General features: G+C 48.4%; 22 protein-coding genes. 13 read left to right on the top strand and 9 right to left on the bottom strand.

The window, feature by feature from the left end; genetic code table 11:
* Positions 1–77 precede the first annotated feature (77 nt).
* The 5 genes from AC58UW_RS09525 (at position 78) to AC58UW_RS09505 (ending at position 6,611) form a co-directional block, all read left to right on the top strand.
* Positions 78–2,498: a hypothetical protein gene (locus AC58UW_RS09525; protein ID WP_497420435.1), complete on the top strand. Its 2,421-nt coding sequence runs from the start codon at positions 78–80 to the stop codon at positions 2,496–2,498.
* A 557-nt stretch (positions 2,499–3,055) separates the two neighbouring features.
* Complete coding sequence (locus AC58UW_RS09520) at positions 3,056–3,898, top strand: ABC transporter ATP-binding protein (protein ID WP_497420434.1); 843 nt, start codon at positions 3,056–3,058, stop codon at positions 3,896–3,898.
* A 209-nt stretch (positions 3,899–4,107) separates the two neighbouring features.
* Positions 4,108–4,785, top strand: coding sequence for an L-serine ammonia-lyase, iron-sulfur-dependent subunit beta (gene sdaAB / locus AC58UW_RS09515; RefSeq protein ID WP_497420433.1), 678 nt, complete (start codon positions 4,108–4,110; stop codon positions 4,783–4,785).
* 1 nt (position 4,786) lies between these two features.
* The gene (gene sdaAA / locus AC58UW_RS09510) at positions 4,787–5,671 is read left to right on the top strand and encodes an L-serine ammonia-lyase, iron-sulfur-dependent, subunit alpha (RefSeq protein WP_497420432.1); all 885 of its coding nucleotides are present in this window, start codon (positions 4,787–4,789) and stop codon (positions 5,669–5,671) included.
* 175 nt (positions 5,672–5,846) lie between these two features.
* Positions 5,847–6,611: a C40 family peptidase gene (locus AC58UW_RS09505; protein ID WP_497420431.1), complete on the top strand. Its 765-nt coding sequence runs from the start codon at positions 5,847–5,849 to the stop codon at positions 6,609–6,611.
* A 53-nt stretch (positions 6,612–6,664) separates the two neighbouring features.
* Here AC58UW_RS09505 and AC58UW_RS09500 read toward each other — a convergent pair whose 3' ends face one another.
* From AC58UW_RS09500 to AC58UW_RS09480, 5 genes are read right to left on the bottom strand one after another with little or no spacing between them, the layout of a single operon-like run.
* Positions 6,665–7,597: a TauD/TfdA dioxygenase family protein gene (locus tag AC58UW_RS09500; RefSeq protein WP_497420430.1), complete on the bottom strand. Its 933-nt coding sequence runs from the start codon at positions 7,595–7,597 to the stop codon at positions 6,665–6,667.
* A 19-nt stretch (positions 7,598–7,616) separates the two neighbouring features.
* Positions 7,617–8,966, bottom strand: a complete 1,350-nt coding sequence (locus AC58UW_RS09495) for an LLM class flavin-dependent oxidoreductase (RefSeq protein WP_497420429.1) — start codon at positions 8,964–8,966, stop codon at positions 7,617–7,619.
* Between the two features lie 29 nt (positions 8,967–8,995).
* Entirely contained in the window at positions 8,996–9,829 is an 834-nt protein-coding gene (locus AC58UW_RS09490; RefSeq protein ID WP_497420428.1) for an ABC transporter permease, read from the bottom strand.
* Positions 9,822–10,700 (bottom strand): ABC transporter ATP-binding protein, encoded by an 879-nt coding sequence (locus tag AC58UW_RS09485; protein WP_497420427.1) that lies wholly within the window; start codon positions 10,698–10,700, stop codon positions 9,822–9,824. The genes AC58UW_RS09490 and AC58UW_RS09485 overlap by 8 nt, the downstream gene beginning before the upstream one ends.
* Positions 10,701–10,713: 13 nt before the next feature.
* A complete protein-coding gene (locus tag AC58UW_RS09480) occupies positions 10,714–11,754 on the bottom strand; it encodes an ABC transporter substrate-binding protein (RefSeq protein WP_497420426.1) in 1,041 nt (346 codons plus the stop codon).
* Between the two features lie 160 nt (positions 11,755–11,914).
* Here AC58UW_RS09480 and AC58UW_RS09475 point away from each other — a divergent pair, with 160 nt between their 5' ends.
* The 5 genes from AC58UW_RS09475 to AC58UW_RS09455 all read left to right on the top strand — a co-directional run bounded on the left by AC58UW_RS09475 (position 11,915) and on the right by AC58UW_RS09455 (position 20,597).
* A complete protein-coding gene (locus AC58UW_RS09475) occupies positions 11,915–13,138 on the top strand; it encodes a helix-turn-helix domain-containing protein (protein ID WP_497420425.1) in 1,224 nt (407 codons plus the stop codon).
* A gap of 75 nt (positions 13,139–13,213) precedes the next feature.
* Complete coding sequence (locus AC58UW_RS09470) at positions 13,214–15,268, top strand: molybdopterin-containing oxidoreductase family protein (protein ID WP_497420424.1); 2,055 nt, start codon at positions 13,214–13,216, stop codon at positions 15,266–15,268.
* 52 nt (positions 15,269–15,320) lie between these two features.
* Positions 15,321–15,563, top strand: a complete 243-nt coding sequence (locus AC58UW_RS09465) for a hypothetical protein (RefSeq protein WP_497420423.1) — start codon at positions 15,321–15,323, stop codon at positions 15,561–15,563.
* A gap of 461 nt (positions 15,564–16,024) precedes the next feature.
* Positions 16,025–19,123, top strand: a complete 3,099-nt coding sequence (locus tag AC58UW_RS09460) for a CBM96 family carbohydrate-binding protein (protein WP_497420422.1) — start codon at positions 16,025–16,027, stop codon at positions 19,121–19,123.
* A gap of 202 nt (positions 19,124–19,325) precedes the next feature.
* The gene (locus AC58UW_RS09455; RefSeq protein WP_497420421.1) at positions 19,326–20,597 is read left to right on the top strand and encodes an ATP-binding protein; all 1,272 of its coding nucleotides are present in this window, start codon (positions 19,326–19,328) and stop codon (positions 20,595–20,597) included.
* Here the strand turns inward: AC58UW_RS09455 and queF are convergent.
* A complete protein-coding gene (gene queF / locus AC58UW_RS09450) occupies positions 20,594–21,094 on the bottom strand; it encodes a preQ(1) synthase (RefSeq protein WP_145666901.1) in 501 nt (166 codons plus the stop codon). The two genes, AC58UW_RS09455 and queF, sit on opposite strands and share 4 nt — an antisense overlap.
* A gap of 329 nt (positions 21,095–21,423) precedes the next feature.
* On the opposite strand from queF, the gene AC58UW_RS09445 reads away from it, so the two are divergent.
* On the top strand, positions 21,424–22,368 hold the full coding sequence (locus AC58UW_RS09445; protein WP_497420420.1) for a thymidylate synthase: 945 nt from the start codon (positions 21,424–21,426) through the stop codon (positions 22,366–22,368).
* A 29-nt stretch (positions 22,369–22,397) separates the two neighbouring features.
* Positions 22,398–22,886 (top strand): dihydrofolate reductase, encoded by a 489-nt coding sequence (locus tag AC58UW_RS09440; protein ID WP_497420419.1) that lies wholly within the window; start codon positions 22,398–22,400, stop codon positions 22,884–22,886.
* A gap of 62 nt (positions 22,887–22,948) precedes the next feature.
* Here AC58UW_RS09440 and AC58UW_RS09435 read toward each other — a convergent pair whose 3' ends face one another.
* From AC58UW_RS09435 to AC58UW_RS09425, 3 genes are all read right to left on the bottom strand, one after another.
* A complete protein-coding gene (locus AC58UW_RS09435; RefSeq protein WP_497420418.1) occupies positions 22,949–23,575 on the bottom strand; it encodes a YcnI family copper-binding membrane protein in 627 nt (208 codons plus the stop codon).
* A gap of 96 nt (positions 23,576–23,671) precedes the next feature.
* Complete coding sequence (locus tag AC58UW_RS09430) at positions 23,672–24,337, bottom strand: response regulator (RefSeq protein WP_497420629.1); 666 nt, start codon at positions 24,335–24,337, stop codon at positions 23,672–23,674.
* 8 nt (positions 24,338–24,345) lie between these two features.
* Positions 24,346–25,188: a sensor histidine kinase gene (locus tag AC58UW_RS09425; protein ID WP_497420417.1), complete on the bottom strand. Its 843-nt coding sequence runs from the start codon at positions 25,186–25,188 to the stop codon at positions 24,346–24,348.
* Positions 25,189–25,357: 169 nt separating this feature from the next.
* Between AC58UW_RS09425 and AC58UW_RS09420 the strand changes: the two genes are divergently transcribed.
* Positions 25,358–26,383, top strand: coding sequence for a HoxN/HupN/NixA family nickel/cobalt transporter (locus AC58UW_RS09420; RefSeq protein WP_497420416.1), 1,026 nt, complete (start codon positions 25,358–25,360; stop codon positions 26,381–26,383).
* Positions 26,384–26,442 lie beyond the last annotated feature (59 nt).

Here is a 26,442-nt window from a genome sequence, read left to right as displayed (position 1 = left end):
GCAGCCCCGCCTGGCCGTACACGGTAAGACCCTCATAGAAAATACAGCCCCGCCTGCGGGCAAAGGTGTGAACATGAATGAATAATCAGTTGTCATTTCTTAGTTTTTGGTCCATTAATGACGCTTTGAATCTGAATGCGCTCAAAGATCAGCTCGACGAGCTTCGACTCGCAGGCTTAGAGGGCGTGATCTTTCATCCGCGATTCTATCCGAACGTTCCGGCCTATATGAGCAATGAGTATTTAGAGATTGTGTCTGACTTGATTCTCTATGCCAAAGCGACGGGGATGATTTTCTGGATTTATGATGAAAATGGTTGGCCCTCTGGCACAGCCAGCGGCGAAGTCATGAGGAGACTCACAGATGCTACCTGTAAGTGGGTGGAATGGGTACAGACGCCAGATCACGGGAGTCAAATCGAGTTTGGCTCGAAAAATGCAGTCTCCTCTCTAGACCCGGTAACGACCCAAATGTTCCTCGATATTACATACGAAGGGTACCGCCTAGGCCTTACGCCTGAAGCGTTTGATTATGTAACTGGCTTCTTCTCGGACGAAGTCGCGTTTCTCGATGGTCACGGCATTACGGTCAAAACAGGCGCTATTCCATGGGATGATCGATTTGCGCAGCAGTACGAAGAGCAGTATGGCGAAGTCTTGCTGCCGCGCTTGCCGCTGCTATTCACCGAAGGTGAAGGTCATGAAGACTTTCGGGTCCGATACTGGGAGCTTCTGACCGATGCGATCGTTGAAGGTTTCTATCAGCCTGTTGCAGCATGGTGCGAAACCTACGGTAAAAAATTCACAGCCCATTTAAAGGCGGAAGAAAGTCCGTTCTTTCAGCTATCCTACAGCGGCTCTGGGTTTCAGGTGTTAAAACGTGTAGAAACCCCTGCGATCGATGCGCTGGAGCGCTATCCAGGCAACAATTTCTACCCGCGAATCGCGCATTCCGTTGCTATGCAGCAAGGACGGAGCGGTTCGCTCGTGGAAGCTATGGGCGGGAGCGGCTGGGGCGTAAGCCCCGAATCCTTCACGAACTATTGCCTGTGGCTGGCTAGTCACGGCATCCAGCAGTTCGTGCTTCATTTGAACCAGCTGAAGCTGAATACCAAAGCTGTACAGGACTGGCCGCCTTCCATGCCGAGCCATTTGACATGGAAGGACGCTTTCCCGGCGCTGCTGGCTTCCATTAAGGCGCAGGCGGTGCTGCTTCCGGATTTGAAAGCGAAGCCGGATGTTCTTATTGTGACGCCGACTCGGGGCATCATGGCGGCTTTCGACCCTGTGGACAGCATGCAAATGAATGAGCATGATGGCTCCAATATCCCGGCTTCTGTTGCCGGGGTAATGAATGAGCAGCTGCTGGCGCTTGTAGAAGCTTGCTATGCAGCTGGTTTGCACTATGAATTAACCGAGGAGCGGGTTATCGAGGAGGACGGTCTGATCGAGAGCGGCTTTCTGCGTATCGGAAAACGTGATTATGATTGTGTACTCGTGGCTGACGGGTGCAGGTGGAAGGAAGCAGGCATGCTGGATAAGCTTCGTGCCGCAGGCGTCAACGTGTGCGAAACGCAGGATTGGCAGCATGTGCTTGCCGAGAAAATACGCGCTAAATCGAGCGAAGAGCTCCCTGCTGCAACTGAATCGGCAGTCGAACAAACGCGTTGGTCCATACAGCCTCCAAGTACAAACCAAGTGTACGTTGAGCTTCAACCCGTACATGAAGGCAAGCTTGAAGCGCAAATATCGCTTGAGGAGCCCGTATCCATAGGGGGCTTAACCTTCGTTCTTCTCGATCCGGTGGAGGAAGTTCGCATAAACGGAGAAGCGTTTCCTTTGCATTTTAAAAATGGCGGTGTTGAAGTTCTTATTCCCGATGAGCGGGTTGGACTAGACCACTTGCTGTCTATCGAAGTAACGCCTATCCCTGGAGGAGAAGCATGTCCGATTGCTTTTCTACGCGGTCGATTTGCTGTTATGAGTAAGCTACCTCTGCGTGAGAAGGATGAGCGGCAATGGATGGCGGATGGACCTTTCCACTTAGTCCCAATGACTGCTGTTATCGACGCTGCTAACCTGATCTCCGCTGGTTTTCCATTCATGAGGACGCCTGTCATAGCGAAGAAGACGATCTCGCTGCGCGCGGATCAACAAGGTAGATATACTGGTTTGCAGCTAACGGATGTTCAAGGAGATGCGGCACAGATTTGGCTCTCCGGCGAAGAGTTGGGCTGGTGCTGGGGTCCCCATTGGACAGTGGATTTACCGCAGGATCTTGCGGCAGGTTCCTACGTGCTGGAAGTCGCGTTGTACCCGAGCACTTATAATGCCTATGGTCCTCATCATCATTATGAAGGTGACCGCTACCTGACCAGCCCTGATCAATATGTTGGGACCAAAAATTTCGCTGATTGCCCGGGCGCCCCGGAACAAACGAAGGTACAACATGCGCATTTCGTCAAATGGGGGATTTCTGGGGATGTTCAGTTAATGTGAGGCGTGCTTGCGTAACTTGGAGCGGGCGGGCATTCGATTAAAGGAAGTGCAGGGCTTTATTTAGCTAAAAGTCGGTGTTTCGGCATACGAAGAGGAACTATGATCCGCTAATTTGTATTTTTGAGCATCAAATGGGGGGATATTGGTTAGATAAGACTCTGGAGTTCCTCTCCTCCGCTCAATTGGATTATTTCAGCAAAACAGCGAACTGTAGTTCCCTTCGGCATGACGCATTAAGGCGCATCGAGCTGAACTGTTAAGTCGGGTAGTTTGGGATATTAGGGTTTCCTCGGTCGGTCATCAATGGCTTAGAGGAAGCCCTTTTTCTGTGCAGAAAACGATGATTCGCAGTATCGCGGACTAAGTCCCATTCACGGAATGGATTAAATTGCCGCTTGCATATTGATTTATATTGAAAATGATTCTCAAAATCATTGACATTGGTTTTCATCAACTATACACTAAATAAATAAAGTTTGGATTCTACTTACCTCACATACAAAGACGAATATGCACACTTTCGTTTGATTATATAGCCAAGGAAGGATTGATGACCGATGCACGCCATCGAGGCCCAACATTTAACGTTAACTTATGGAGAAAACAGTATCTATGAAGATTTGGATATTGCGATCCCGAAAGGGAAAATCACCGTGTTTATCGGCAGCAACGGCTGCGGTAAATCAACGTTACTTCGTTCATTGGCCAGGTTGCTAAAGCCTACAAATGGCAGCATCATGCTAGACGGGCAAGCAATCGCGAAGCTTCCGACGAAGGAAATTGCGAAGCGTTTGTCCATTTTGCCACAAGGTCCGGTTGCTCCAGAAGGATTAACGGTACTCCAGCTTGTTAAGCAAGGGAGATATCCATACCAGAGCTGGCTGCAGCAGTGGTCCGCAGAGGATGAAGAGATGGTAACGAAAGCGCTGAAGGCTACGAATATGCAGCAATATGCGGATCGTACTGTCGATTCCTTATCGGGCGGGCAGAGACAACGAGCTTGGATTGCGATGACGTTGGCACAGGGAACAGATACGATTTTACTCGACGAGCCGACAACTTATCTGGATCTGTCGCACCAAGTTGAAGTGCTTGACTTGTTGTTTGAATTGAATGCCCAGCAGCAACGCAGCATCGTAATGGTCCTGCATGATATTAATCTAGCTTGCCGCTATGCCCATCACATCGTGGCTATTCACAACAAGAAGATCGCCATCCAAGGGACGCCGGAAGATATTATTACCGAGGATACGATCCGTACTGTGTTTAATATGGACTGCCAAATTATTCAGGATCCGTTGTTTGGTACACCGCTTTGCATTCCTTTCGGCAAGGGCAGGAAGGTTAATGAGCAGGAGCAAGACGCCAGAAATCTTAAAGCCGCTGCATTGGTTGTTTAAGTTTCTACATAAGTAACCGAAGCCTCTATTTACGCTTATAGCGTTTATTGGGGCTTTTTCTGTTGTCCGCCACAATCGCCGCCATGGCCGAATGAGACGGGTACATAGTTGGGAAAATAAGGACAAGATAAAAGACCTTGTCATTCGCAGAAGCACTTCATACAATAGTAGTATAAAGCTTTAACCTCAAAGGATTGGAGAACTGCATGATGCGCTTTAAAGATGTGTTTTCCATCATCGGACCTTCCATGATAGGTCCATCCAGCTCCCATACAGCGGGAGCCGTCCGTTTAGGACGTGTTGTCAGGCAGCTGCTCGGCGAGCAGCCAACCAAAGCTGAAATTACATTGTATGGCTCTTTTGCGGATACATACCGGGGGCATGGTACCGACCTGGCGCTTATAGGCGGCTTGCTCGATTTTGAAACGGATGATCCGCGGATTCTGGAAGCAGCCGAAGAGGCGGAAGCTCGCGGGGTGGAGATTGCTTTCCTCACGAGTAAGGATAAGGCCGATCATCCAAACACGGTCAAATTTACGATTTCCGCCGGGGCCAAAGAAGTGAGTATGATCGGGGCATCTATCGGTGGGGGCAACGTTGAAATTGTGAATGTAAATCAGTTCGATGTGAAATTTACCGCGGTATACCCTACGTTAATTATTTCCCATCACGACCGTCCGGGGATGATCGCAGACATTACCACCTTGCTTGGCCGCAACCAAATCAATATCGGATTCATGGATTTGGATCGGAAAGGCAGGGACCGCGAGGCGATGACCGTCATTGAAACAGACGTCTCCGTTCCGGATGCTCTAATCGAGGAGATTAGCTCCTTAAGCATGATTTTTGATATAAAAAGAGTGGATCTCGCAGAAAGAGGCGAATAACATGAGATTCCGAACATTAAAACAACTCACGGAAGTATGCGCCGTAGAAGGAATGACGATTGCGGAAGTCATGCTGGCCGATCAAAGCCAAGAATCAGGCAAGACGCCGGAATATGTATTTGAAAAAATGCGGGCTTACTATCAGATCATGAAAGAAGCCGTGGCAAAGGGGTTGACAGAAGATACAACCTCCCGCAGCGGACTGACGGGCAAGGACGCTCAGCGCGTTGCCAGCTATATGACAATGACAGAGGCTTCGCTCGGTGAGGAAGCTTGTAAGGCAATGGCATACGCGCTAGCCGTGTCTGAAGTTAATGCCTCCATGGGGCGCATAATTGCTACTCCGACGGCTGGCTCTTGCGGGATTATCCCCGGCGTTTTCATCAGCAGCCAGCAGCGCTTCGGCTGGGATGATGATCACATGGTGCGGGGATTGCTGAGTGCGGGCGCGATTGGCTATGTCATCGCGAACAACTCTTTTGTTTCTGGCGCGGAAGGCGGCTGCCAGGCTGAGGTGGGCTCCGCAATCGGGATGGCAGCGGGAGCGTTGGTTGAGCTTCGCGGCGGTACGCCTGAGCAGGCGATGCATGCGGTGGGACTAGCGTTGAAGAACACGCTAGGGCTTATTTGCGACCCGGTCGGCGGACTGGTCGAAATTCCCTGCATCGTCCGCAACGGCTTCGGCGCAGTAAACGCTATGGCAGCCGCCGACATGGCACTGGCAGGTGTCCGTTCCGTCATCCCATCTGACGAAGTCGTGCAAGTGATGTACGAGGTGGGCACCGCGATGCCCGAGAAGCATCGGGAAACCGCCAAGGGTGGCTTGGCTCAGACGCCGACAGGCCGGCAAATTATGAAAGAGCTTAATTTGGGCAAGAAGCGATAGAAGTAAGGTCCGCAGGGTGACTCCTGCGGGCTTTTTTATTGTGGTGCCTGTTGAGCTCCACGCTCTGTTCCCCGTGTGCCCCTTGCGCCTAACGTGCGCTCACCTCTCGCGCCCCGCGGTTTGTTTTAACAAAAATTTGGCATCCTAACAACATCACATGCCAAGGAGTTTGATCATGCGCATATTAGCAATGAGCATCGTGCTAGCCTCAACGCTCACACTTAATGGATGCTCCCACCAATCAAAGATTAAGCAGCTAAGCACGGGGGAACAGGTGCAACTGACACCCGAGCGGGAGACGGATAACCGGATGTCGGACTGGATTCTAACCAGCAGTGATGCAGAGCTATACATTGGAGATTTGGGCGTGGAACAGCTCTATGGCTCAAATCAAATAAGGAGCATGGCTGCCCAGAATAAGAAGCAGGCACTTCTGCCAAACGGTTTTCCTTTGATTCAAGCGTTTCCTAATCCGGGCATCGTCCCGAAAAAAGGAGGTTACGTCGAGAACGTAATCGAGACAGCCAAAAGCTATCTCGGAACCCCCTACGTGTATGGATCGGACCGGTTGGACCCAAAGTCCTTTGACTGCTCGGATTTCACACGTTGGGTGTATCTGACTGCGCTCGGGATGGATTTGCCCTGGGATGCGAAAAATCAGGCTGCTTATGTCGAGGCCCTATCCAAACGGAAATACACCGATCTTAAGCAGGCGAAGCGCGGGGATTTACTGTTCTTTACGAGCTACAGGGGCAATCGGCCTTCCGATTATGCCAATCTGGATCCCTCTCAGAAGCCGATCAGCCACATGGGCATTTATTTAGGCGATGGTAAAATCATTCATTCCGCTTCCAAAAAGACAGGCGGCGTACGGATCGACCATATGTTATTTAAGCATCTGCAGTATCGTTTTGTTCTAGGGGGCAGCATCCTTGAGTAGCGGCAATAAAAAGACCCACTAAGGCTTTAAATGGCCTTGAGTGGGTCTTTCTATTAAGATCCGGTTTGGGCTAACGAATCATTAGGCTGCTTCTTGCGAGTTACGCTTTGCCTGCCGTCGATGCTGACAGGAATATCGCCGTCTACCGTGACGCGGCGCACAATCCGGTGCTGATCGCCGTAGTCATTGATAGCGTAATGCTGCGTGGCCCGATTGTCCCAGATCACGACATCACCGGCAGACCAGCGCCAGCGAACTGTGTTTTCAAGTTTCGTAATATGACTTTGAAGTAAAGCCAATAGTTGAGCCGAATCCGCTGAGGAAAGCCCTAAGATTTTCTTCACGAAATGACCGAGCAGCAAGGTACGCTCACCGGTTTCAGGGTGTACGCGAACGATCGGATGTTCTGTTTCGTACACCGTGGAGGCGAACACTTCGCGATGGTGGCGTTCCTTCTCGGCAGATACTTGGGGACGCTGAGCGGCATAGTCGTAATCATTGCTGTGCAGCGCCCATAGCTGATCTACCAGATTGCGCAGCTCAGCGGGCAAGTGCTCATACGCTGCGGCTGTATTTGCCCAGACGGTATCGCCGCCTGAAGCCGGAACGACGACGGCGCGGAGAACGGAAGCCTGCGGATAGGCGTCTACGAAGGTAACATCTGTGTGCCAGGAATCGGCGCGCCCGCCATGAGCAGAGTCGAGCTCCAGCACATAGGCAGTGCCTGACTTGATAGGGACTGTTGGATGAGCGACAGGATCACCGTGCAGTCGGGCGAAAGCCTCCTGCCCTGCGTCATCCAACTGATGCTGTTCACGAAAGAAGAGGACTTTATGCTTGAGCAGGGCAGCACGAATTTCCGCAAGCGTCTGAGCATCAAGATCTGCTTGCAGGCTCACGCCTCGAATTTCTGCGCCGATTCGGCCTGCAACCGGGAGAATCTCAATGTTTCCAGGAACTGCTCCAATTTGTTCATTTGTACTCATAAATAAAACCTCCTCCATTTTATTGGAATGCGCCGCTAACGGCAGCAGTCGCATACTGATTAACAGGCTTTGCTAATCCTAGATGTCCGCGAAGGGTAGACCCTGAATACGCTGTTCGGAACAAGCCTCTGCGCTGCAGTTCTGGAATAACGAATTCGGCAAATTCTTCTAAACCTGCTGGCAAATAGGGCGGCATAACATTAAAACCGTCACTGCCTCCGTGCAAGAACCATTCTTCGAGCTGATCGGCAATTTGGATGGGCGTACCGGCAAAGGTGCGATGGCCGCGTCCGCCAGCAAGTCGATGAAGCAGGCCGCGTATAGTCAGGTTCTCGCGTTTTGCTAAGTCAACAACAAGCTGGAAGCGGCTTTTATTGCCGTTGATGTCAGACAAGCTAGGCAGTTCAGGCAGAGGCCCATCCAAAGGGTAAGAGAATAGATCGACATTTAACATGTTAGATAACTGATTTAAGCCATATTCAGGGACGGTTAATTCGTTTAATTCCTGTTCCTTCTCTTTGGCTTCCGATTCGGTTTTGCCGATGATCGGGCAGATGCCCGGCAATATTTTCAGCTGCTCCGGGGAACGGCCGTATTGAGCAAGTCTCCCTTTGACATCCGAATAAAACTGTTGGGCTTCTGCCAGCGTTTGCTGTGCCGTAAATATCGCTTCAGCATACTGCGCCGCGAATTCTTTGCCGTCCTCGGAAGAACCGGCCTGAACCAGCACGGGATAACCCTGTGGAGATCTGGGGATATTCAATGGTCCTCGCACTTTAAACGTATCGCTCACATGATTGATTTCCCTGACCTTGCTGCGGTCTGCGAAAATACCGGACGTTCGGTCAATAATTAACGCTTCGTCCTCCCAGCTGTCCCATAGACTGGTTGTTACTTCCAGAAATTCTTTGGCCCGCTCATAGCGTTTGCTGTGCTCCAAATGGACTGCTTTGCTAAAATTATGAGCTTCAAAAGAGCTTCCGGAGGTCACGATATTCCAACCTGCGCGTCCTTTGCTGATGTGGTCCAGAGAGGCAAACTTTCTCGCAACATGGAAAGGTTCGTTATACGTCGTTGAGACCGTGCCGATAAGTCCGATATGCTCTGTGACTGAGGCAAGTGCCGATAACAAGGTGAAAGGCTCTAGTCCTACAAACGCGCCATGCTTAATATTTTGACTAACCGCCAGCCCATCCGCCAAAAAGAGGGAATCGAACTTCGCCTGCTCCGCAATTTGCGCGATCCGTTGAAAATACCGAATATCCGTAATGTTTTCCGGCTCCGTGTTTTTGTGCCGCCAGGATGCTTCATGATGCCCAGTATTCATAATAAATACATTCAAATGCAGCTGTCTTTTCGAATCGCCCATGTTGAACTCACACACCTTAATTAAATTTGTTATTCACTGTACGTTTGCTTCCAACCTGTTAATCGTTTCTCCAGCGCGACAAGCAGATAGTTAATAATTAAGCCAATGACCGAAATGGAAATAATGCCGGCATACATATTCGTAATTTGAAAGCTGAACTGCGCGTATTGAATTAAATAGCCAAGTCCTGACTTTGCGCCGACCATTTCAGCTGCAACCAAAACGAGGATGGAGCTTGCGCCAGCCTGACGAATGCCTACGAAAATAGTCGGAATAGCTGCAGGGATAATGACTTTGCGAAACAAACTTACAGGCGATAAGCCCATAGACCGTGCAGATTTGATTAAAAGAGGATCGACATTCTTGACGCCGCTTATGGTGTTTAGCAGAAGCGGGAAGGCGCAAGCATAGAGCACAATGGCGATCTTCGAGGTTTCACCAAGACCGAGCAAAAGGATGAAGACAGGCAGTATGGCAAGGGCCGCCGTATTTCGCAGCAATTCAAGAAGCGGATTGAGATACTCCGATACCGGTCTCCACCAACCGATCGCGAGGCCGAGCGGAATGCTGATGAGTATCGCCAACGAGAATCCACCAAGCGAACGCAATAAACTTGCGCTCGTATGTTCAGCAAGATCACCCGAAAGGAGAAGCTGCCACCACGCAGCCGCAATTTCGGAGATAGGGGGAAAGAACGTGATGTTCACAAGCCCCAAACGGGGCGCCACTTCCCAAACGAAGAGCAAAGCGATAATGACGATGGTATTCTTGAACAACTTTCTCAGTTTCGTTAAGGAGCCGAAGGCATGGATACTGCCCTTTTCACGCAGCACCAAAGCTTTCCCGGCATTTACGCTAGCCATTGACAAATCCCCCTTTTAACGGTGTTTTGCTGTGATCAAAACTATCCAGCGTTTTGGCTTTTTCTTGCTCTTGGGCTTTGGAGACTTCATCCTTCAAAAGCTCCCAAATCTCATGGCGCAGCTTGACGAAATCCGGGTTAGACCGCAGATCTTCTTCACTTCTTCGCGATTGGAAAGGGATATCAATCACTTGCTTGATTCTTCCGGGACGGGAGGTCATCACAGCGACCCTCTGCCCTAAATAAACGGCTTCTTCAATACCGTGAGTGATAAAAATGATCGTCTTTTGGGTAGCCTCCCAAATGCGCAGAAGCTCACTTTGCAGCGTTTCACGGGTTTGCGTATCCAACGCTGCAAAGGGTTCATCCATCAGCAGCACTTCGGGATCGTAAGCCAAGCTTCTCGCGATTGCCACCCGCTGTTTCATACCTCCGGAAATCTCGTGAGGATATCGGTTCTCGAAGCCTTTTAACCCGACAAGATGAATGAATGCCAAAGCTTTTTCACGACGTTCTTTGCGAGGGATGCCTTTGGCTTCCAACCCGAACTCCACATTGGCGAGTGTTGTTTTCCAAGGAAAGAGCGCGTACTGCTGAAACACGATTCCTCGATCCAGATTAGGTCCTGTAATGGCTTTGCCGTCTAATAAAATCTGACCGCTGCTGGGCTTCGTCAAGCCTGCGAGTAAATCCAGCAAGGTTGATTTACCGCAGCCGCTAGGCCCTACGATGACCATGAACTCCCCTTGCTTTACATCCAAATTAATATCCTTCAGAGCAGATATAGGTTGTAAATCTTCTTTCAAATGGCCTAGATTTCTTTGAATTCGAAACGTTTTCTGAACATGCTGAATACTGATTTTGGTCGTCATTTGCTCTACCTCCTCATCCTTTCTCATTGGCATACGGATTAAATTCATTCGTGTACAAGCCTTGAAGCTTCAGCTGGCCTTCCTTCATGACGCCTTCATCGACAAGCCAATGAATCCAAGTGTCGAACTCCTTGTCGGAGATGAGCCCGCCTTTCCCGGCTACTCCTGTGCTCTTCCAGAACTTCACGGTCGATGTATCTTCCTTTCTGCCGCGCTCGTTGATGATTTTCTCGAAACGGGCGACAACTTCTTCACGCGGTGTGGTACGTGCCCATTCAATCGCTTTGGCGGTAGCTTCTACAAATTTACGCGACGCATTAGGATTGGCTTTGATGAATTTGTCTGTCAGCACATAGCTGCCGGCGCTAAAAATACCAAACAAGTCGGAATCCTTGAACAAAGGATGAATGCCGCCGCGCTCCAGCGCTTTGTCACGCAATACGCCGCCAAGTGCTGCAACATCGATCTGCTCAGCTCGCAGCGTTTGCTCCGTTGTTACAGGTGGAACGACAACGAGCGTTACCTGCTTAATTTCTTCCGCCGTTAAACCGGCTCTGTGCAAATACTCTTTAATAACGAATTCGTGATGTGCGCCTAGCGTATTCACTGCGATCTTTTTGCCGATTAAATCTTTCGCCGTTTTAATGGGGCTGCCGTCCAAAACGTAATATCCCGTCCACGTGTTGTCATCGACGCCGTAATAAGCAATGACGGGCTTAATTGGAGCTTTCGCTGATATCAATTTCACAATAGCTCCATTAAAAGCTCCGCCAAAATCCGTATCGCCGGTTACAACGGATTGAATATCTTGAGGTCCGCTGATGGTGTTCCCGATAAACTTCAACTTCAAGGGAGCTAAGTATCCCAAATCCTCGGCTAATTCCGGATAAGTAACAGAACCAATTCCGCCTTGATAACGAAGCTCGGAGACTTCCGGTGCGCCGCCATTTGCTGAAACGGTTTGCTCTTTGCCGTCGCAAGCCGTTAATAAGAGTGTGCAAGACATAAGTAGTGTGATGACGATTGTAAAATTCTTTTTCCTTGAATTGCTCATCTTCATCCCCCTTTATAAACTATAATTCCTATATACTTACTATGAATTTTTTTCTATAATGAAATATAATCTCGGCCCAGAAAACTGTCAATAAATTGGAAACACATGAGCATGAATGATAATGAATGACCATATCGACCTAGGCAGGAGGCGTGAAATCATGTCCTTACAGCGATTCAATCTTATTTCTTTACATGAAGCAGTCGACTTGCTCGGTGTAAGCCGCTCAACCTTCGATCGATGGCGGAAATTGAAGCAGCTTCCTTATGTGAAAATAGGAAAAGAAATCTTAATCGATAAAGGAGAGCTAGAAAAGTGGGTTCGTCATCACGCTTCAAGCGCGAACAATCCGGTGTTCACAGCAGGGACGGCATCGATACGAACGCCTCAGGAGCAGCAGGTGATTACGGTTGGTTATCAGAGCGGCACGGCCTCCATGTGGACCTCGCTCCTCATGAAGGAGCTAGGTTGGTTTGAAGAGGAACTCGCCTTAGCAAATCCGGGCCGCATCGTTCGTGTTGACTGGTTCGATGCCGCAAACGGCACGGTGCTGTTGCAGGGTATGATCGGGGGAAGCCTGCAGATTGCTTCCTTAGGCGATTATCCAATCGTGCTATGTCAATCGCTTAGGCGGACGCTGCCTGCATTTAGACCGGTATTGCTGGCTTTCGATGGAAAAGCCCCTAGCGGGAAAGGAATTTCGCTGGTTATCCGCAAAGGGCTGGAGATCCATGACATGTCAGAGATCTGCGGGTGGACGCTTGCCACTGCTGCTCAATCCAGTGCGGGACGCAGATTATCGAAGCTTCTGCAATCCCTCGGCGGCTTCGAACATCATTTTGTTCATAAAGAGATGGATGAAAGCATGGCGGGAATCATGAAACGTCAGCTGGCCGGAAGCGTTATGTGGGAGCCTTATGTCAGTTTGGCTCGTCACCAGGGAATTGGGCACATCTATTTTCAAGAGGGAATGGGGGAAGATTATTTAACCGGAGTTGTGGCTGAAGAGAACTGGGTGCATCACCATCAGGCGGATACGGTGGCTTATTTAAAAGCACATGTACGTGTGCATACCTACATTCGAAATCATCCTCAAGCAGCTGCGGAGCTCGTTGCTCATGTCAAAGGAATTCCATTGGCCATTGCAGCTCGTGTTATCAGTGAAGTTAGATGGGATGCAGCCTTTTATAAAAAAGATATGAAGGCTTTGCAGCTGCTGCATCAAGAGAATAGTGAATCGAACGTGATCGCAATGGCCCCTGCCTTTTCCAATGAAATTAGTTTCAAAAGCCATTATTTAGAAGAGGCAGTTAAGGCGTTAAAGCTTCCTCATCTCGGCAGTGAGTTATTAGAAGGGGAATGGGCAGATGAGCAGCTGTATTAACGCGCAAATGTTTCCCTTCCTTTCAATTCGTTATATAGTAAAGAAGTTGAATTGATGGAAGGGAGCTAATAGCAGATGCACTCATCGATGATTGAGCAAGAAAATGGCATTTTTCCAGCCGTATGCTCACTGGATTGTCCAGATCAATGCGGTTTGCTGCTTCATAAGGAAGCGGGCAAGATCGTTAAAATAGAGGGAGACCCCAACCACCCGGTGACACAAGGGGCAATATGCAATAAAGTTCGGAACATGACGGCACGACTTTATGATGATAAAAGGCTGGAGTACCCTATGAAGCGCATAGGTCCGAAAGGGGAGGGCGGCCGCTTTGAAAGAATGTCCTGGGAGGAAGCGATCGAAACGATCACCACCCGCTGGAAAAAGCTGATCGCAGAAGAAGGCCCCGAGTCCATTCTGCCATACAGCTTTTATGGCAACATGGGGCGGATTGGGACCGAGGGGATGGATCGCCGGTTTTTTAACCGGATGGGTGCAAGCCGCTTGCTGTACTCGATTTGCGAATCCGCAGGAACTGAAGGCTACAAATACACGATGGGCGGCAGCTTTGGAACCGATCCGGAGGATACGGTGCACGCCAAGCTCATCATTATGTGGGGGATCAATGCTGTCAGCACGAATATGCATCAGGTGATGCTGGCTGAGAAGGCGCGCAAAAACGGTGCGCAAGTCGTCGTCATCGACGCTCATAGAAACCAAACCGGCCGCTGGGCAGACTGGTTTATTCCGATTATGCCGGGAACAGATGCTGCGTTGGCGCTGGGGATTATGCATATTTTGTTCGCCGAAGATAAGGTAGATGAGTCCTTTCTACGGCAATATACGGTTGGCCATGAAGAACTGAGGGAGCATGTTCGGCAGTATGAACCTTCTGTGGTATCTGCCATAACCGGAGTTCCAGTCGAAGACCTCTACCGCTTAGCTAGATTATATGGCCAAACTTCACCCTCTTTTATTCGTATCGGTAACGGGATTCAGCATCACGATAACGGCGGGATGTGCGTGAGGACCATTGCCTGCTTGCCGGCATTAACGGGGCAGTGGATGCAACGTGGAGGCGGCGCGATTAAAGGGAATGGCGCTTATTTGGAGCACAATATTCCGGCCTTGCAGCGACCTGATCTAAGGGTGAAAGAGGCGCGGCAGATTAATATGAACTTGCTTGGCAGCGCTTTGCTGGAGCTAGATCAGCCAATTCGTTCGCTGTATGTATACAACTCTAATCCGGCGTTAGTTGCCCCTCATGCCAATAAAGTGAGAGAAGGGCTTCGGCGAGACGATTTGTTTACAGTTGTGCATGATCTGTTTCTGACCGAGACGGCGAAGTATGCCGATATCGTGCTACCAGCTACTTCATCTTTTGAAAATACGGATTTTTACCGTTCTTATTGGCATCACTACGTACATCTTCAGCTTCCTGTGGCGCGCCCTTATGGTGAGAGCAAAGCGAACGTCGATGTGTTTCGACTGCTCGCAGCGAAGATGGGCTATGAGGATGAGGCTTTGCAGGATACCGATGAAGATTTGGTGCGCCAAGCCTTGAATCATCCGGGAAATCCGGCGTTAGCGAATATTACTTATGATAACCTGCTGGAGAAGCAGTTCATGAAAGCGGAAGTGAAGCCGCTGTTTCCAGGGGAGTTACGGACGCCGAGCGGTAAAATCGAACTTCTCTCTCGTGAGATGGAGGAGAAAGGCTATCCGGCTTTGCCGACGTATATTCCGCTTCTTGATGAAGACGATTTGCCGTTCCTGTTCATCCCTGCGCCGAATCATAACTTCCTGAACTCGACGTTTGCTCATAATGAGAAGCATGTCCGCATGGAAAAAACGCCGAAGCTGCACATGAACGAAGCAGATGCTGCCGCTTTAGGGGTAGCGAGCGGCGACAAGGTTCGCGTGTGGAATGCCCGTGGCGAATGCGAGTTAACCGCAGCGGCGGGCTTGGACGTGCTGCCAGGTGTTGTCGTGAGCCAAGGGCTCTGGGCGGATTCGGCGGCTAGCGGCAGCAAAGCCTTGGTTAATGCGCTTACGCCGGATCGCGTGGCAGATATGGGCGGAGGGGCAACCTTTTTCTCCGGTCGTGTACGCGTAGCCAAGCTCGAGAAGTGAGCCGAACTCCTAGGCGCCTCCCCGCATAAGGTAATGCAGGAGGTGATGGCCTATGTCATTACAGCAAAAAGCATATGCTTGGATGGGCAGCCCAGTAGGTGTATCCCTAATGGACGGAACTGGAACTTCGGGAATTCTCTGCAGTGTGCAAGGCGGATCGATTTACCTAATCGAATACTTATACCATACTCAATTTGCAACGAAGCATTATGCCTTCAATCAAATTCGGGATATCTATCCTTTCCCGCAATGCCCGCAGCCGCAAGTGCTGTACCAAGCGAAGCCGATGTATTAGTTTGTGAAGAAGCTGCCCCTGAGGGGCGATTTTTTTGCCGTTGGGTGAGCGAAAAAGACGGGATTGTTGAAGAGTTGACGCCTTTGTGAAGGGAAGGGAACTACAGGGCGCTATATCCCCGAAAAATGCCCATTTAGCTGTGGGAGGGAACTATGATCCGTTATTCAGAAGCTACAAGCTGATAAACAGCTATCCTAGCTTAATTAAGACCCTGTAGTTCCCCGCGACCGCTCAAACTAAGTTTTTTCACCAAAATAGAGGAATGGAGTTCCCTCAATGGGCATTACCTTCATCTTGGATCACAATTCTCGCCAAAAAGAAATGGTTTCCCAATAATATCCCTCCAACACCTAAATAAATGACAATGAAAGTTGCCTAAAAGGGGGTAATATGATTGAATTGCAGATATTTGTATACGCTTACAAAACTGCGAGACTAAACTGAGTAAGGAGCATGGCTACATGAAAATTCACTTTTTACAAAAAAGACTAGCATTGTTGGTACTGTTCTCCATGGTCTTTTCGCTACTCCTCGTTCCTGCGGCAGGCAGGGCAGCGGATGTTGAAGTAGATGTTGCTGCTCTCCCAACCATTGCAGACGCTGCTATTGTTACAGATAACAGCAAGCCTGAAGTGGCGGATACGAACTACGACAACAGAACGAATTTGGGGAGTTCGACGCAAGGATTATACAGTCTTTCAACCAGCAGCTCGAAAAAAACAGAAGTCTACTTCAAGTTTGATGTGTCTACCGTCTCTGATAGTACATACAGATATTATTTGCAAGTGTCTGCCAAAAAAGGCAGCAGCGACATTGACACAGGCCTTCAAGTGTATGGTTTGCTGAATAATTCATGGCAAGAATCAACGATAACTTGGAATACGGCTCCTCAAACGGATTTGTCTGCCATGAATCCATTAGGACAATTTATCGTGAATCAGGCTAATGCAGGTAAACCGATTTTATACACCGTAGACGTGACGGATTATGTCAGGCAGCATCTCTCCGATCAGGCAGTCTCTTTCATCATTGCTTCAAATTCTACCAACTCCGTTAACGTGTATTCAAAAGAGAACACTTCGGCCTCCAACCCTGAGCCGCAACTCTTGGTACGACGTGTCGTTCAAAGCGACAATACCCCTCCAACATGGGGGCAAAACGCAGCCCTAAAATCAATTAACTTGGGCATGGATTTCGTTCAATTAACGTGGCCGGCCGCGATGGATGATAGTGCAGTGTCCAACTATAAGCTTTATCAAAATGATGTACTGCTTAGTGACGTAAAAGGAAATACCTACACCGTACAAGGATTAGCTCCAAATACGAGTGTTACTTATAGCGTTTACGCAGGAGATGCGGTTGGTAATTACTCGCTGACACCGCTGACCTATCATGTAACTACATTGTCCGCTCCAGTTACACCTCTGCAAGTCGTTGAAGTGAATGCGAGCAGCAGCGATGGAAACGTAGAAAGCAACACGCTCGATAACAACTTGTTCAGCCGCTGGTCAGCATCAGGTGACGGGCAATATGTCATGTTTGATTTGGGGCAATCGAAGAACATTGGCTACGTTGGCATTGCCTTTTATAAAGGCGATCTGCGTACGACGCTCATTGATATTCAAACATCAAACGACGCGCAATCCTGGACCAACGTTTTCACCGGAAACAGTCGTCCGAACATGGTAGATATGCAGGCTTTCGATATCCCGGATACGCAGGCTCGCTTCGTTCGAGTCATTGGACACGGTAACTCAGATGGCAGCACATTCACAAGTTTAACGGAAGTCATGATATACCCACCGTTCCCTTCAGGGGACACGCCGGTAGCGATTGTTCCCAATATTACACCAACAGCGCCGCCAGGGACGTTACCTTTTACAAAGCCGGGCTTAACGAATCCAGACGGGTCTGAACACGCGCTCCACACGCCTAATCAGGTAACTGGCGTTACACGTAACGTGCTCGATTATGGCGCAAACCCAGCGGATAATGCCCAGGATGATCGTATCGCGCTCCAAAATGCAATTGATGCCGCAGCAGCAGGCGACGAAGTTTTTATTCCCAATGGGGTTTATAACTTAATGACTTCCCCAGATGGGTTCATCAACTTAAAGCTGAAGTCAGGCGTCAACCTGCGGGGGGAGAGCGAGTCACAAACGATTTTGAAATCAAGCATTGATGATGTTAAAAATAGTTCTGTCCTGAAATCATCGAGTCAACATGATATTCTGGTTTCAAATCTGACCGTTACATCAACATGGAATCGTACTTTTTCATTAGATCATGTTATGAACAATCCGGCTGCCGGAGGGCCTGACAGCATGATAGCAGTCGCTAATTATGGCGAAATTCCTTCGTATAACGTGACCATTGATCATGTCACTGTGGAGCGTTTTCGTCGGATGGCGATTCGGGTTGAAAATAGTCATGATGTCGTTGTTCGTCATGCGACATTCCGAAATGCAACTGATTTAGGCGGCGGCGGTGCTGGATATGGCACTTCCATTCAAGGGATGCCGAAGGTTGATAGGCTCGGTTTTGATAATGATACGTATTGGAACGTGGTGGAAGATTCCACCTTTGAAGGACCGTATTTACGCCATGGTTCCCTCATTCAAAACGTAGCGCACAACAACGAGCTGCGAAATAATCATTATAAGAATACAAAGCTAGATGCGATTGATCTCCACGGTGAGTTAGAATATTTGAACGAAGTTTACGGCAATACGGTTGAGGATATTTTGACAGGCGGCGGCGTAGGACTTGGTAATACAGGCGGGACGGCGCCAAGCAATCATAGTAAAACAGGACCTCAAAACTACATTCATGACAATGTGATCCGCAATGCGCGTGAAGGAATTGTCGTAACAATGGGCACTCCCGATACCTTGATTGAACACAATATCATTGAAAATACAACGACTGTAAACAATGGTGTAGGGATCAATATTTTAAACGGGCCAGGAACACGTATTGTGAATAACATGATTCGTAATAACACGGCTTCCGGCTATTGGGGTATTCTACTTGAACACGACAATGGGGATCAAAACGCAGGTAATATTGGCGCTGGGGACCCTCAAAATGTACAAATTATAGGCAATACCATCACTGGAAACACGAATGGGATTCAGCTTCAAAAGGGTACGAACATTTCCGTCACCAGAAATATTTTAGATAATATAGGCACTAATTATTTGAAAGCCAGTGGAGTAACGGCTACCGAAGTATGGTTTTCTACGGATAATACGTTGAGCAGCCTGACAACAAGTGCTGGAACATTAAGTCCTGCATTTGATGCGAATATCACAGCTTACACAGTACAAGTACCGATAGGAACAAGTAAAATCACTATCAAGCCGACTACAAGCGATAGCCTGGCAAAGGTAGCTGTGAATGGTGCACATGTTGTAAGTGGTACAACATCTCCTGTTATTCATTTGAAGCAGGGTGAAAACATGGTAGAGCTTATGATTACGGCTGAGAACCAAACAGTTAAAGTTTATAAGCTAACTGTAAAGAGGGGTAACAAGGGCGATAAAGACAAAGATAAGTAAATAAATTTGGTGTAAAAGTCGGGGATCCGAAAAAGCTAGTGGCATTCTGGTATTAAAAGATAAATCAACTATGACAGGAAGGCTTCGAAAGAGGTGCTTCCGTCATAGTTTTTTTATTTTACGGGATTTATCCAGAAAAAACCAATGGTTAAAAAAGGAAATATCCTATCTTTTGCAGAAGTTACAAGGAGTAAGAATTTGAATGGCAGTAGGTGTAGGAGGAGCTATGTTACTAGAGAAATTATTTCTGAACATCCTTATTGTCCTCGCTCCTGTTTTATTGCAGAGTGTGTTTGGCGAACGCTGGAGTTATGCGAAATCTCCCATTGCGATGGGCCTGTTGTATGGAGCTGCCTCCTCTCTTTGTCTGTTGTTTTCTTATGAAGATCTTAATTTGTTTTGGGATTTGCGCTACGTTCCTACGGTCATAGCAACTGTGTATATGGGGCGGAAGGCAGGCTTTATTAACTATGTGATGATCATTATGACGCGTACCTACCTTGGTGGCGATGCGCTTTTGTTCGGATATATCAGTATGACCCTTGCGTTCTTGATTCCCTTTCTGGCTTCGTTCAAAATCAACGCTTTGACAGGGAATTCGCGGATTAAGGCCACTATTTTGGTTGCCCTCGGTCCTCTGTTTGTCATGCTCACGATATTAATATCGTACTCGCTGTTTAGCGGCGAGCCCCTGGATTATAGGATGATTCCCGCCATCATTGCGTTCGGAATCCTCACTATCTTGGGAACATGGTTTTCAACTATGCTGCTGGAATTGAACGAAGAACATGCCAAAATGAAAGCGGAAATTCAGAAAGCCGAGAAAATGAAAACCTTAGGCGAGCTTGCTGCATCTATCGCCCATGAGGTTCGTAATCCGCTTACGGTTGTGAAAGGCTTTCTCCAACTCATGCGTCCGAGCGAACTAGGTAAGAATCAACAGTACCTAACCATTGCCATGGAGGAGCTGGAACGGGCAGAGACAATTATTAGTGATTACTTAAATTTCTCGAAACCCAAGTTAACGAAGTTGGAAACCTTTTCTTTTTCAGATGTGCTAAATAATATCCTGATTCTTCTTTCGCCGATGGCGATGAAAAATGGGGTAGAGCTTTCCTGTCATGTCGACGAGCACATCTATATTCATTCCGATAGGGGTCAGCTGCAACAAGCGCTGGTGAATGTGATTAAGAATGCGATTGAAGCTACGCAGGTGAATGGCGAAGTGAAGGTTCGTTTAACGGGTTTGACAGGCGAAGTGCAGATCCGAATTTGCGACAATGGCAAAGGAATGAGTAAAGATCAGCTATCCCGCCTCGGCCATCTCTTTTATTCCACGAAGGATGTCGGGACGGGACTTGGGACAGCTGTTACGATCCGAATCATCGAAACGATGAACGGCAAGATTATTTATGAGAGCGAAGAAGGCGTAGGCACGATAGTGACAATTACCTTACCTCTGCAGCAAAATTAGCGATTATCGATTTTTTCTGGGTACATATCGTGATTCATCAACCGGTGTTCAGCCATCGCTTCAAACTTCGTGCCAGGCTGACCCCAATTGCAATACGGATCGATGGAAATGCCGCCGCGCGGAGTGAATTTCCCCCAAACCTCAATGTAGCGGGGCTCCATAAGCTTGATCAAATCATCCATGATAATGTTGACGCAATCCTCGTGGAAATCGCCGTGGTTACGGAAGCTGAACAGGTACAACTTGAGGGACTTGCTCTCTACCATTTTGATATTCGGAATATAGGAGATGTAGAGGGTCGCGAAATCCGGCTGTCCAGTGACGGGACACAGGCTTGTGAATTCAGGGAAATTGAATTTTACGAAATAATCCCTGTTCGGATGTTTGTTGTCAAATGCCTCTAACAGCGTCGGATCATAGTTGAACACATATTTCGTTCCTTGATTTCCGAGCAGGGTGATCTCTTTTAAATCTTCATTGCTTCTACCTGTAGACATGATGAATCCTCATTTCATAGTTTTTTTCCACATAAGAATTTAAGAAGTTCCCAAGATCTCGGAGAGAACAAATTCTTATTGGCGATAAAAACAACCTCTGAACGCGGTCGCTCAGCTTCGAATGGCTTCGATGGAAGTTTTTATCATAGAGGGAGTTTGCGAACCTCTTTTATAGAAGCAAATAGTACCATATACGGCGCGAAAATGCATCTCTAAGGGATTGGGATTTCGTGGAGAAATTGTTTCACAGATTGTTGATATCCTAGATGGAGTGGGAATGGTAAAATAGATAGATATGCCTTTTATTACGGGATGGAGGTTCGTTAGCTTTGAAAGCCTATCAGGAATTACTACAAGACATACTTGCAAATGGGACTAAAAAGGAAGACAGAACGGGGACGGGGACGATATCCGTATTTGGGAGGCAAATGCGTTTTGACCTTTCGGAGGGATTCCCGCTCGTAACGACCAAAAGAGTGCCTTTTCGGTTAATCGCCAGTGAAATGCTTTGGTTTATTAAAGGCGATACGAATATTCGTTATCTGCTGCAGCATAACAACCATATTTGGAATGAATGGGCTTTTAAAAAGTGGGTGGAAAGCGCAGATTATACAGGACCGGATATGACCAATTTTGGTCTGCGATCCCAGCAGGATGAAGCATTCAAGGTTCTGTATGACGAGCAAATGGCAGGTTTCGTAGAAAGAGTGCTGAATGACGAGTCATTTGCCAAGCAATACGGCGAGCTCGGTGATGTGTACGGCAAGCAGTGGAGAGATTGGACGACAACGCAGGGCGGTACGATTGATCAGCTCAAAGAGGTCATCCATATGATCAAAACGAATCCGGATTCCCGCAGGCTGATCGTCTCCGCATGGAACCCCGAGGATGTGCCGAGCATGGCGCTGCCGCCTTGTCACACGATGTTTCAGTTCTATGTGGCAGATGGCAAGCTGAGCTGCCAATTATATCAGCGTAGCGCAGACACGTTCCTAGGCGTTCCTTTTAACATTGCAGGCTACGCGCTGCTCACGCACCTTATCGCACAGGAGTGTGGACTAGGCGTAGGGGAATTTGTCCATACATTTGGAGATGCTCATATCTACACGAACCATATCGACCAGATTCATACGCTGCTGAGCCGTGAACCGAAGGAATTACCGACGCTTAAGCTGAATCAAAATGTCGATTCGCTATTCGATTTCGATGTAAGCGATATTGAATTGGTCGGATATAACCCGCATCCAACGATCAAAGCGCCAGTAGCTGTATAGACATGTTACAAAAGGAGGTTTCACCAGCTATGAGTATATCATTTATTTTTGCCATGGACCGCAACCGTGCCATTGGTGTGAACAATACATTGCCATGGCACTTGCCAGGCGACTTGAATTTTTTTAAAGCCGTAACAATGGGGCACCCGATTCTGATGGGCCGTAAGACTTACGAATCCATCGGAAGGCCGCTGCCAGGCAGACGCAATATGATCCTTACGCAGAATACGGAGTTTCAGGCAGAGGGCTGCGAAATCATTCACTCGGTAGATGAAGCCGTTCAAGAATTCAGGGACCAAGAGCTTTTCGTCATCGGCGGCGCGGAAATATTTCGCCTGTTCGCGGAGACGGTTGATCGGATGTACATAACGTTCATCGAGCATGAGTTTGAAGCAGACACGTACATGTCGGAGCTGGACTTGTCCGAGTGGACCTTGGTCTCCAGCGAACAAGGTGAACGGAACGAGAAGAATCCGTACGAGTATTACTTCCGGATTTATCAAAGAAAACAAGCCTAAGAAAGGCCTTGAGCTCGGCGTCAATCGTGACGGAGAACTCAAGGCCTTTTCTTATGGCTGTATTAGCGGCGTTTTCTTGTGAACGAAACGATCAAGGATAATGCCCCAAGCACAACAGCCGCAATGGAGAGGTACAGCGGTGTTTTGGATGCTGAGCTGGCACTAGCTGGAGCAGCGCCTGCAACGACATTTCCGTGGCTGTCAGTCACAGCGCCTGCTTTGGCTTTCACCGTCGTAACTGAAGCAGGCTTGTCTGAGCCGTCTGCGCCGACCCATTCCACGACGCTGCCGTCTTTGTAGGTTTGGTAAGCTTTCCAAACGATTTGGGTAGCTGCGTCCGCTACTTTGCCCTGCATATTGAACTCCCCGAATTCCGTGCTGGCTAGTCCATCTCCACTGGCTGTCCAAGTAACGCCGGTAATTTTACCAGCGGAATCTTTGGCAAGTTGGTACGTCCAGCCTGCTTTTGGCTCAAAACGGGAAACCGCAACGGAGTCCATCGGGAATTTCACTTCCACTTTCACCGTAGGAATATCTTTCTCGGATGGGACACGAACCGTAAACTTCTCGTAGCTGCCTTGTGTAGCTTCTTTGGGATAAACCGTTACGTGGGCACTTGCCACGCCAGCTAATAGCAGCATGGAACCAATCAGCAGGATACTTGCGTTTAACATCAATTTTTTGAACATGGAACATTTTCCCCTTTCGAATCAACTCTTCTCATGTTGTCCATGTTACCTGTTTGGTAAGCGTCTGAGTATGACTCGAGTGGGCTATTTTTTCGACTAGTTTTGTCCTTTTCGTGTCAAGCCGTGTTTGATGGCGAATCCCGTTAGCTGAACCCGGTTCTCAAGTCCGAGCTTAACCAATATATTTTTCATATGATTTTTGACGGTATGCTCTGAAATCAGCAGTTTCTCAGCAATCTGCCGATTGTTGTCCCCCTGGGCGACATAAGCGGTAATTTCCTGCTCCCGCGAGGTTAGCATGTTCGGTGTTGGACCTTCGTTTGAATTCCCTACCGGTGCCCGAAACCGTTGGAAAAGCTTGTCCGCCATCCCCCGGGCGGCATCGGAATTGTCGTCGAGCAGCGCTCGCAGATAGGTAAGCCATTCGTCGGGATCCATATTTTTGAGCAAATAGCCCTGAGCTCCGAACTGCAGGGCTGTGAAGAGGTCGGCAACATCATCGGAAACCGTAAGCATGACGATTCGGATCGTCCCATAAGCTTGTTTGATGCGCCGTGTCGCTTCAAGTCCATCCATAGGAGACATATGAATATCCATCAATACCACATCGGGCGCGACTTCACCGCACTGCACAATCGCATCTTCTCCGCTGCTGACTTCACCCACAATTTCAAAGTCGGCCACAGGCTCCAGCATGCTTCGGATCGCTTTTCGCGCCAAGGGATGATCATCTACAATGAGTACGCGGAATGGTTGCGTGATATCCAAGGTCAGTCCCTCCTGTCTGCGGCTTGTACGGTAAGCTCGGTTCCGGCTGTGTTTCCACTTCCATTTCCTGTTCCTGTTTGAGCCTCACCAGCGCCCCTTGCCTTAAGTTCAAGAGTGGCGCCCAACTCAGATGCCCGTTTCTGCATCAGTTCGATGCCGTATTTGGTGCTTGCAGCTTCAGAATGCTGAAGTCCACGGCCGTTATCCGTAATATGCAGCTTCCAGGCATCAGGCTGAGCTTCCAGCAAGATCGCCGCTTCCGTTGCCATGGAATGCTTGCGAATGTTCGTAAAGGCCTCTTGAATGATGCCAAAAAGCTGAACCTCCTCTGCGGGAGTGAAGCTGTTCTCATCAATCTCCAGCTGCTCTTGCAGCTCGATGCCTGTCACCAGGTGCCAGTCGTTCAGAAACTTATGGATACGCTGCTCAAGGCCAGTCCCTTCTTCAGGCGGCGTGCGAAGATTGAAGATCGCCTGCCGGAGCGAATTGTCGATTTCCGAAACGGCCGCTTTGGCTTCCTCCAAATCCCCTTGCTTCAGCTTAACGTTGAGGAAAAAAAGCGTCTGAGCCAAGTCGTCATGCAGCTCTCTAGCGAGGCGTTCCCGCTCTTCATAGACCGCTCTGCGGGCTTCGCCCATGGTAAGCTGCTCATTGCTGCGTTCAATGCTTTGAAACATCCATGAAGCAAAGAGGTAGGAGAGCAGCAGCGTTATAACGGTAATGGAGAAGTTGCCGGCTTCCATCGTTAAGTAATTTAATAGGAATTCATGGCGTATATATTCAAAGCCGCCGATGATGACAACAGGTACGAAAATCGTAAAAAGTTTAAAAAGACGAAGAGACATAATCATTTCCACTCCTTACATTGCTCATTATTTGGAACGGATACTATTATATCAAATAAATGTTAGATTTCTTCACAATAAATTAGGCAAAAGACTTCTCAAGTCATGCACACGTGTGCTACATTATTAATAAATCGTGTTACGAATGGGAAGGGTGTGTGTTTACCACATGTGGAAATCATTGCTGGAGCAGCGAAAAAGCTGGGGCGGATACGTAGGCTTTATCTTGCTTCTTCATGTATTAGGACTTATTGGACTTTATACGGTAGCCAAATCGTCTCCTGCCTTTTGGGGGATTGGACTGCTGGCATATACACTAGGCATGCGGCATGCCTTTGATGTCGATCATATCGCGGCCATTGACAATACGGTCCGTAAGCTTGTTCAACAGAAACGCAATCCGTTAGGCGTCGGTTTTTATTTCTCACTGGGTCATTCTTCTGTCGTCTTCCTGATGGCGATTGTGACCGCTTTTTCGGTGACATGGGCGGAGCGGGAGCTTCCTTGGATGCAGCGTTTTGGCGGCGTCATTGGCGCTTCGGTATCCGGACTTTTCCTTGTTATCATTGGTATTATCAACTTGATTATTCTAATAAGCTTATATAAACTGTTTGTCAAATTTCGCGGCGGCAAGCAGGATGACAATGAGTTTGAAGAGCTGTTGGAATCCCGTGGTTTTATTGCCCGCATGATTAAACCGTTGTTCTCCTTCATCAGCAAAAGCTGGCATGTATATCCGTTAGGTTTTCTCTTTGGCCTAGGCTTTGATACGGCTAGTGAAATTGCGCTGTTAGCTATTTCTGCCCATGCGGCAAAAGATGCCATACCGTTCATCGGCGTCATTTCACTCCCGCTGTTATTTGCGGCAGGGATGAGTCTATTTGACACAGCCGACGGGATGTTCATGACCAAAGCCTATAAATGGGCTTTCCATACGCCTGTTCGTAAGCTTTATTACAATTTGACTGTAACTGCCTTGGCCGTCATTGCCGCTTTAATTATCGGTGTCATTGAATTGGGGCAGGTGCTCTCGGAGGAGTTCGGCATGGAAGGCTCCTTCTGGACTTGGCTGCAGGACATTGATTTCGGCACCTTAGGCTTCATCCTCGTTGCGCTATTCGTTATCGCGTGGATCGTCTCCATTGCGGTGTGGAAAGGGATGAAAATCGAGGAGCGCTGGCGTGCTAAAATATAGTTCTAAATCGACTAGCCTCGGACCAAGATCCGGGGCTATTTCACTATAATGGTGAACAA

This window comes from Paenibacillus sp. J22R160 (genome assembly GCF_059692135.1).
This window is presented reverse-complemented; position numbering and strand designations above follow the sequence as displayed.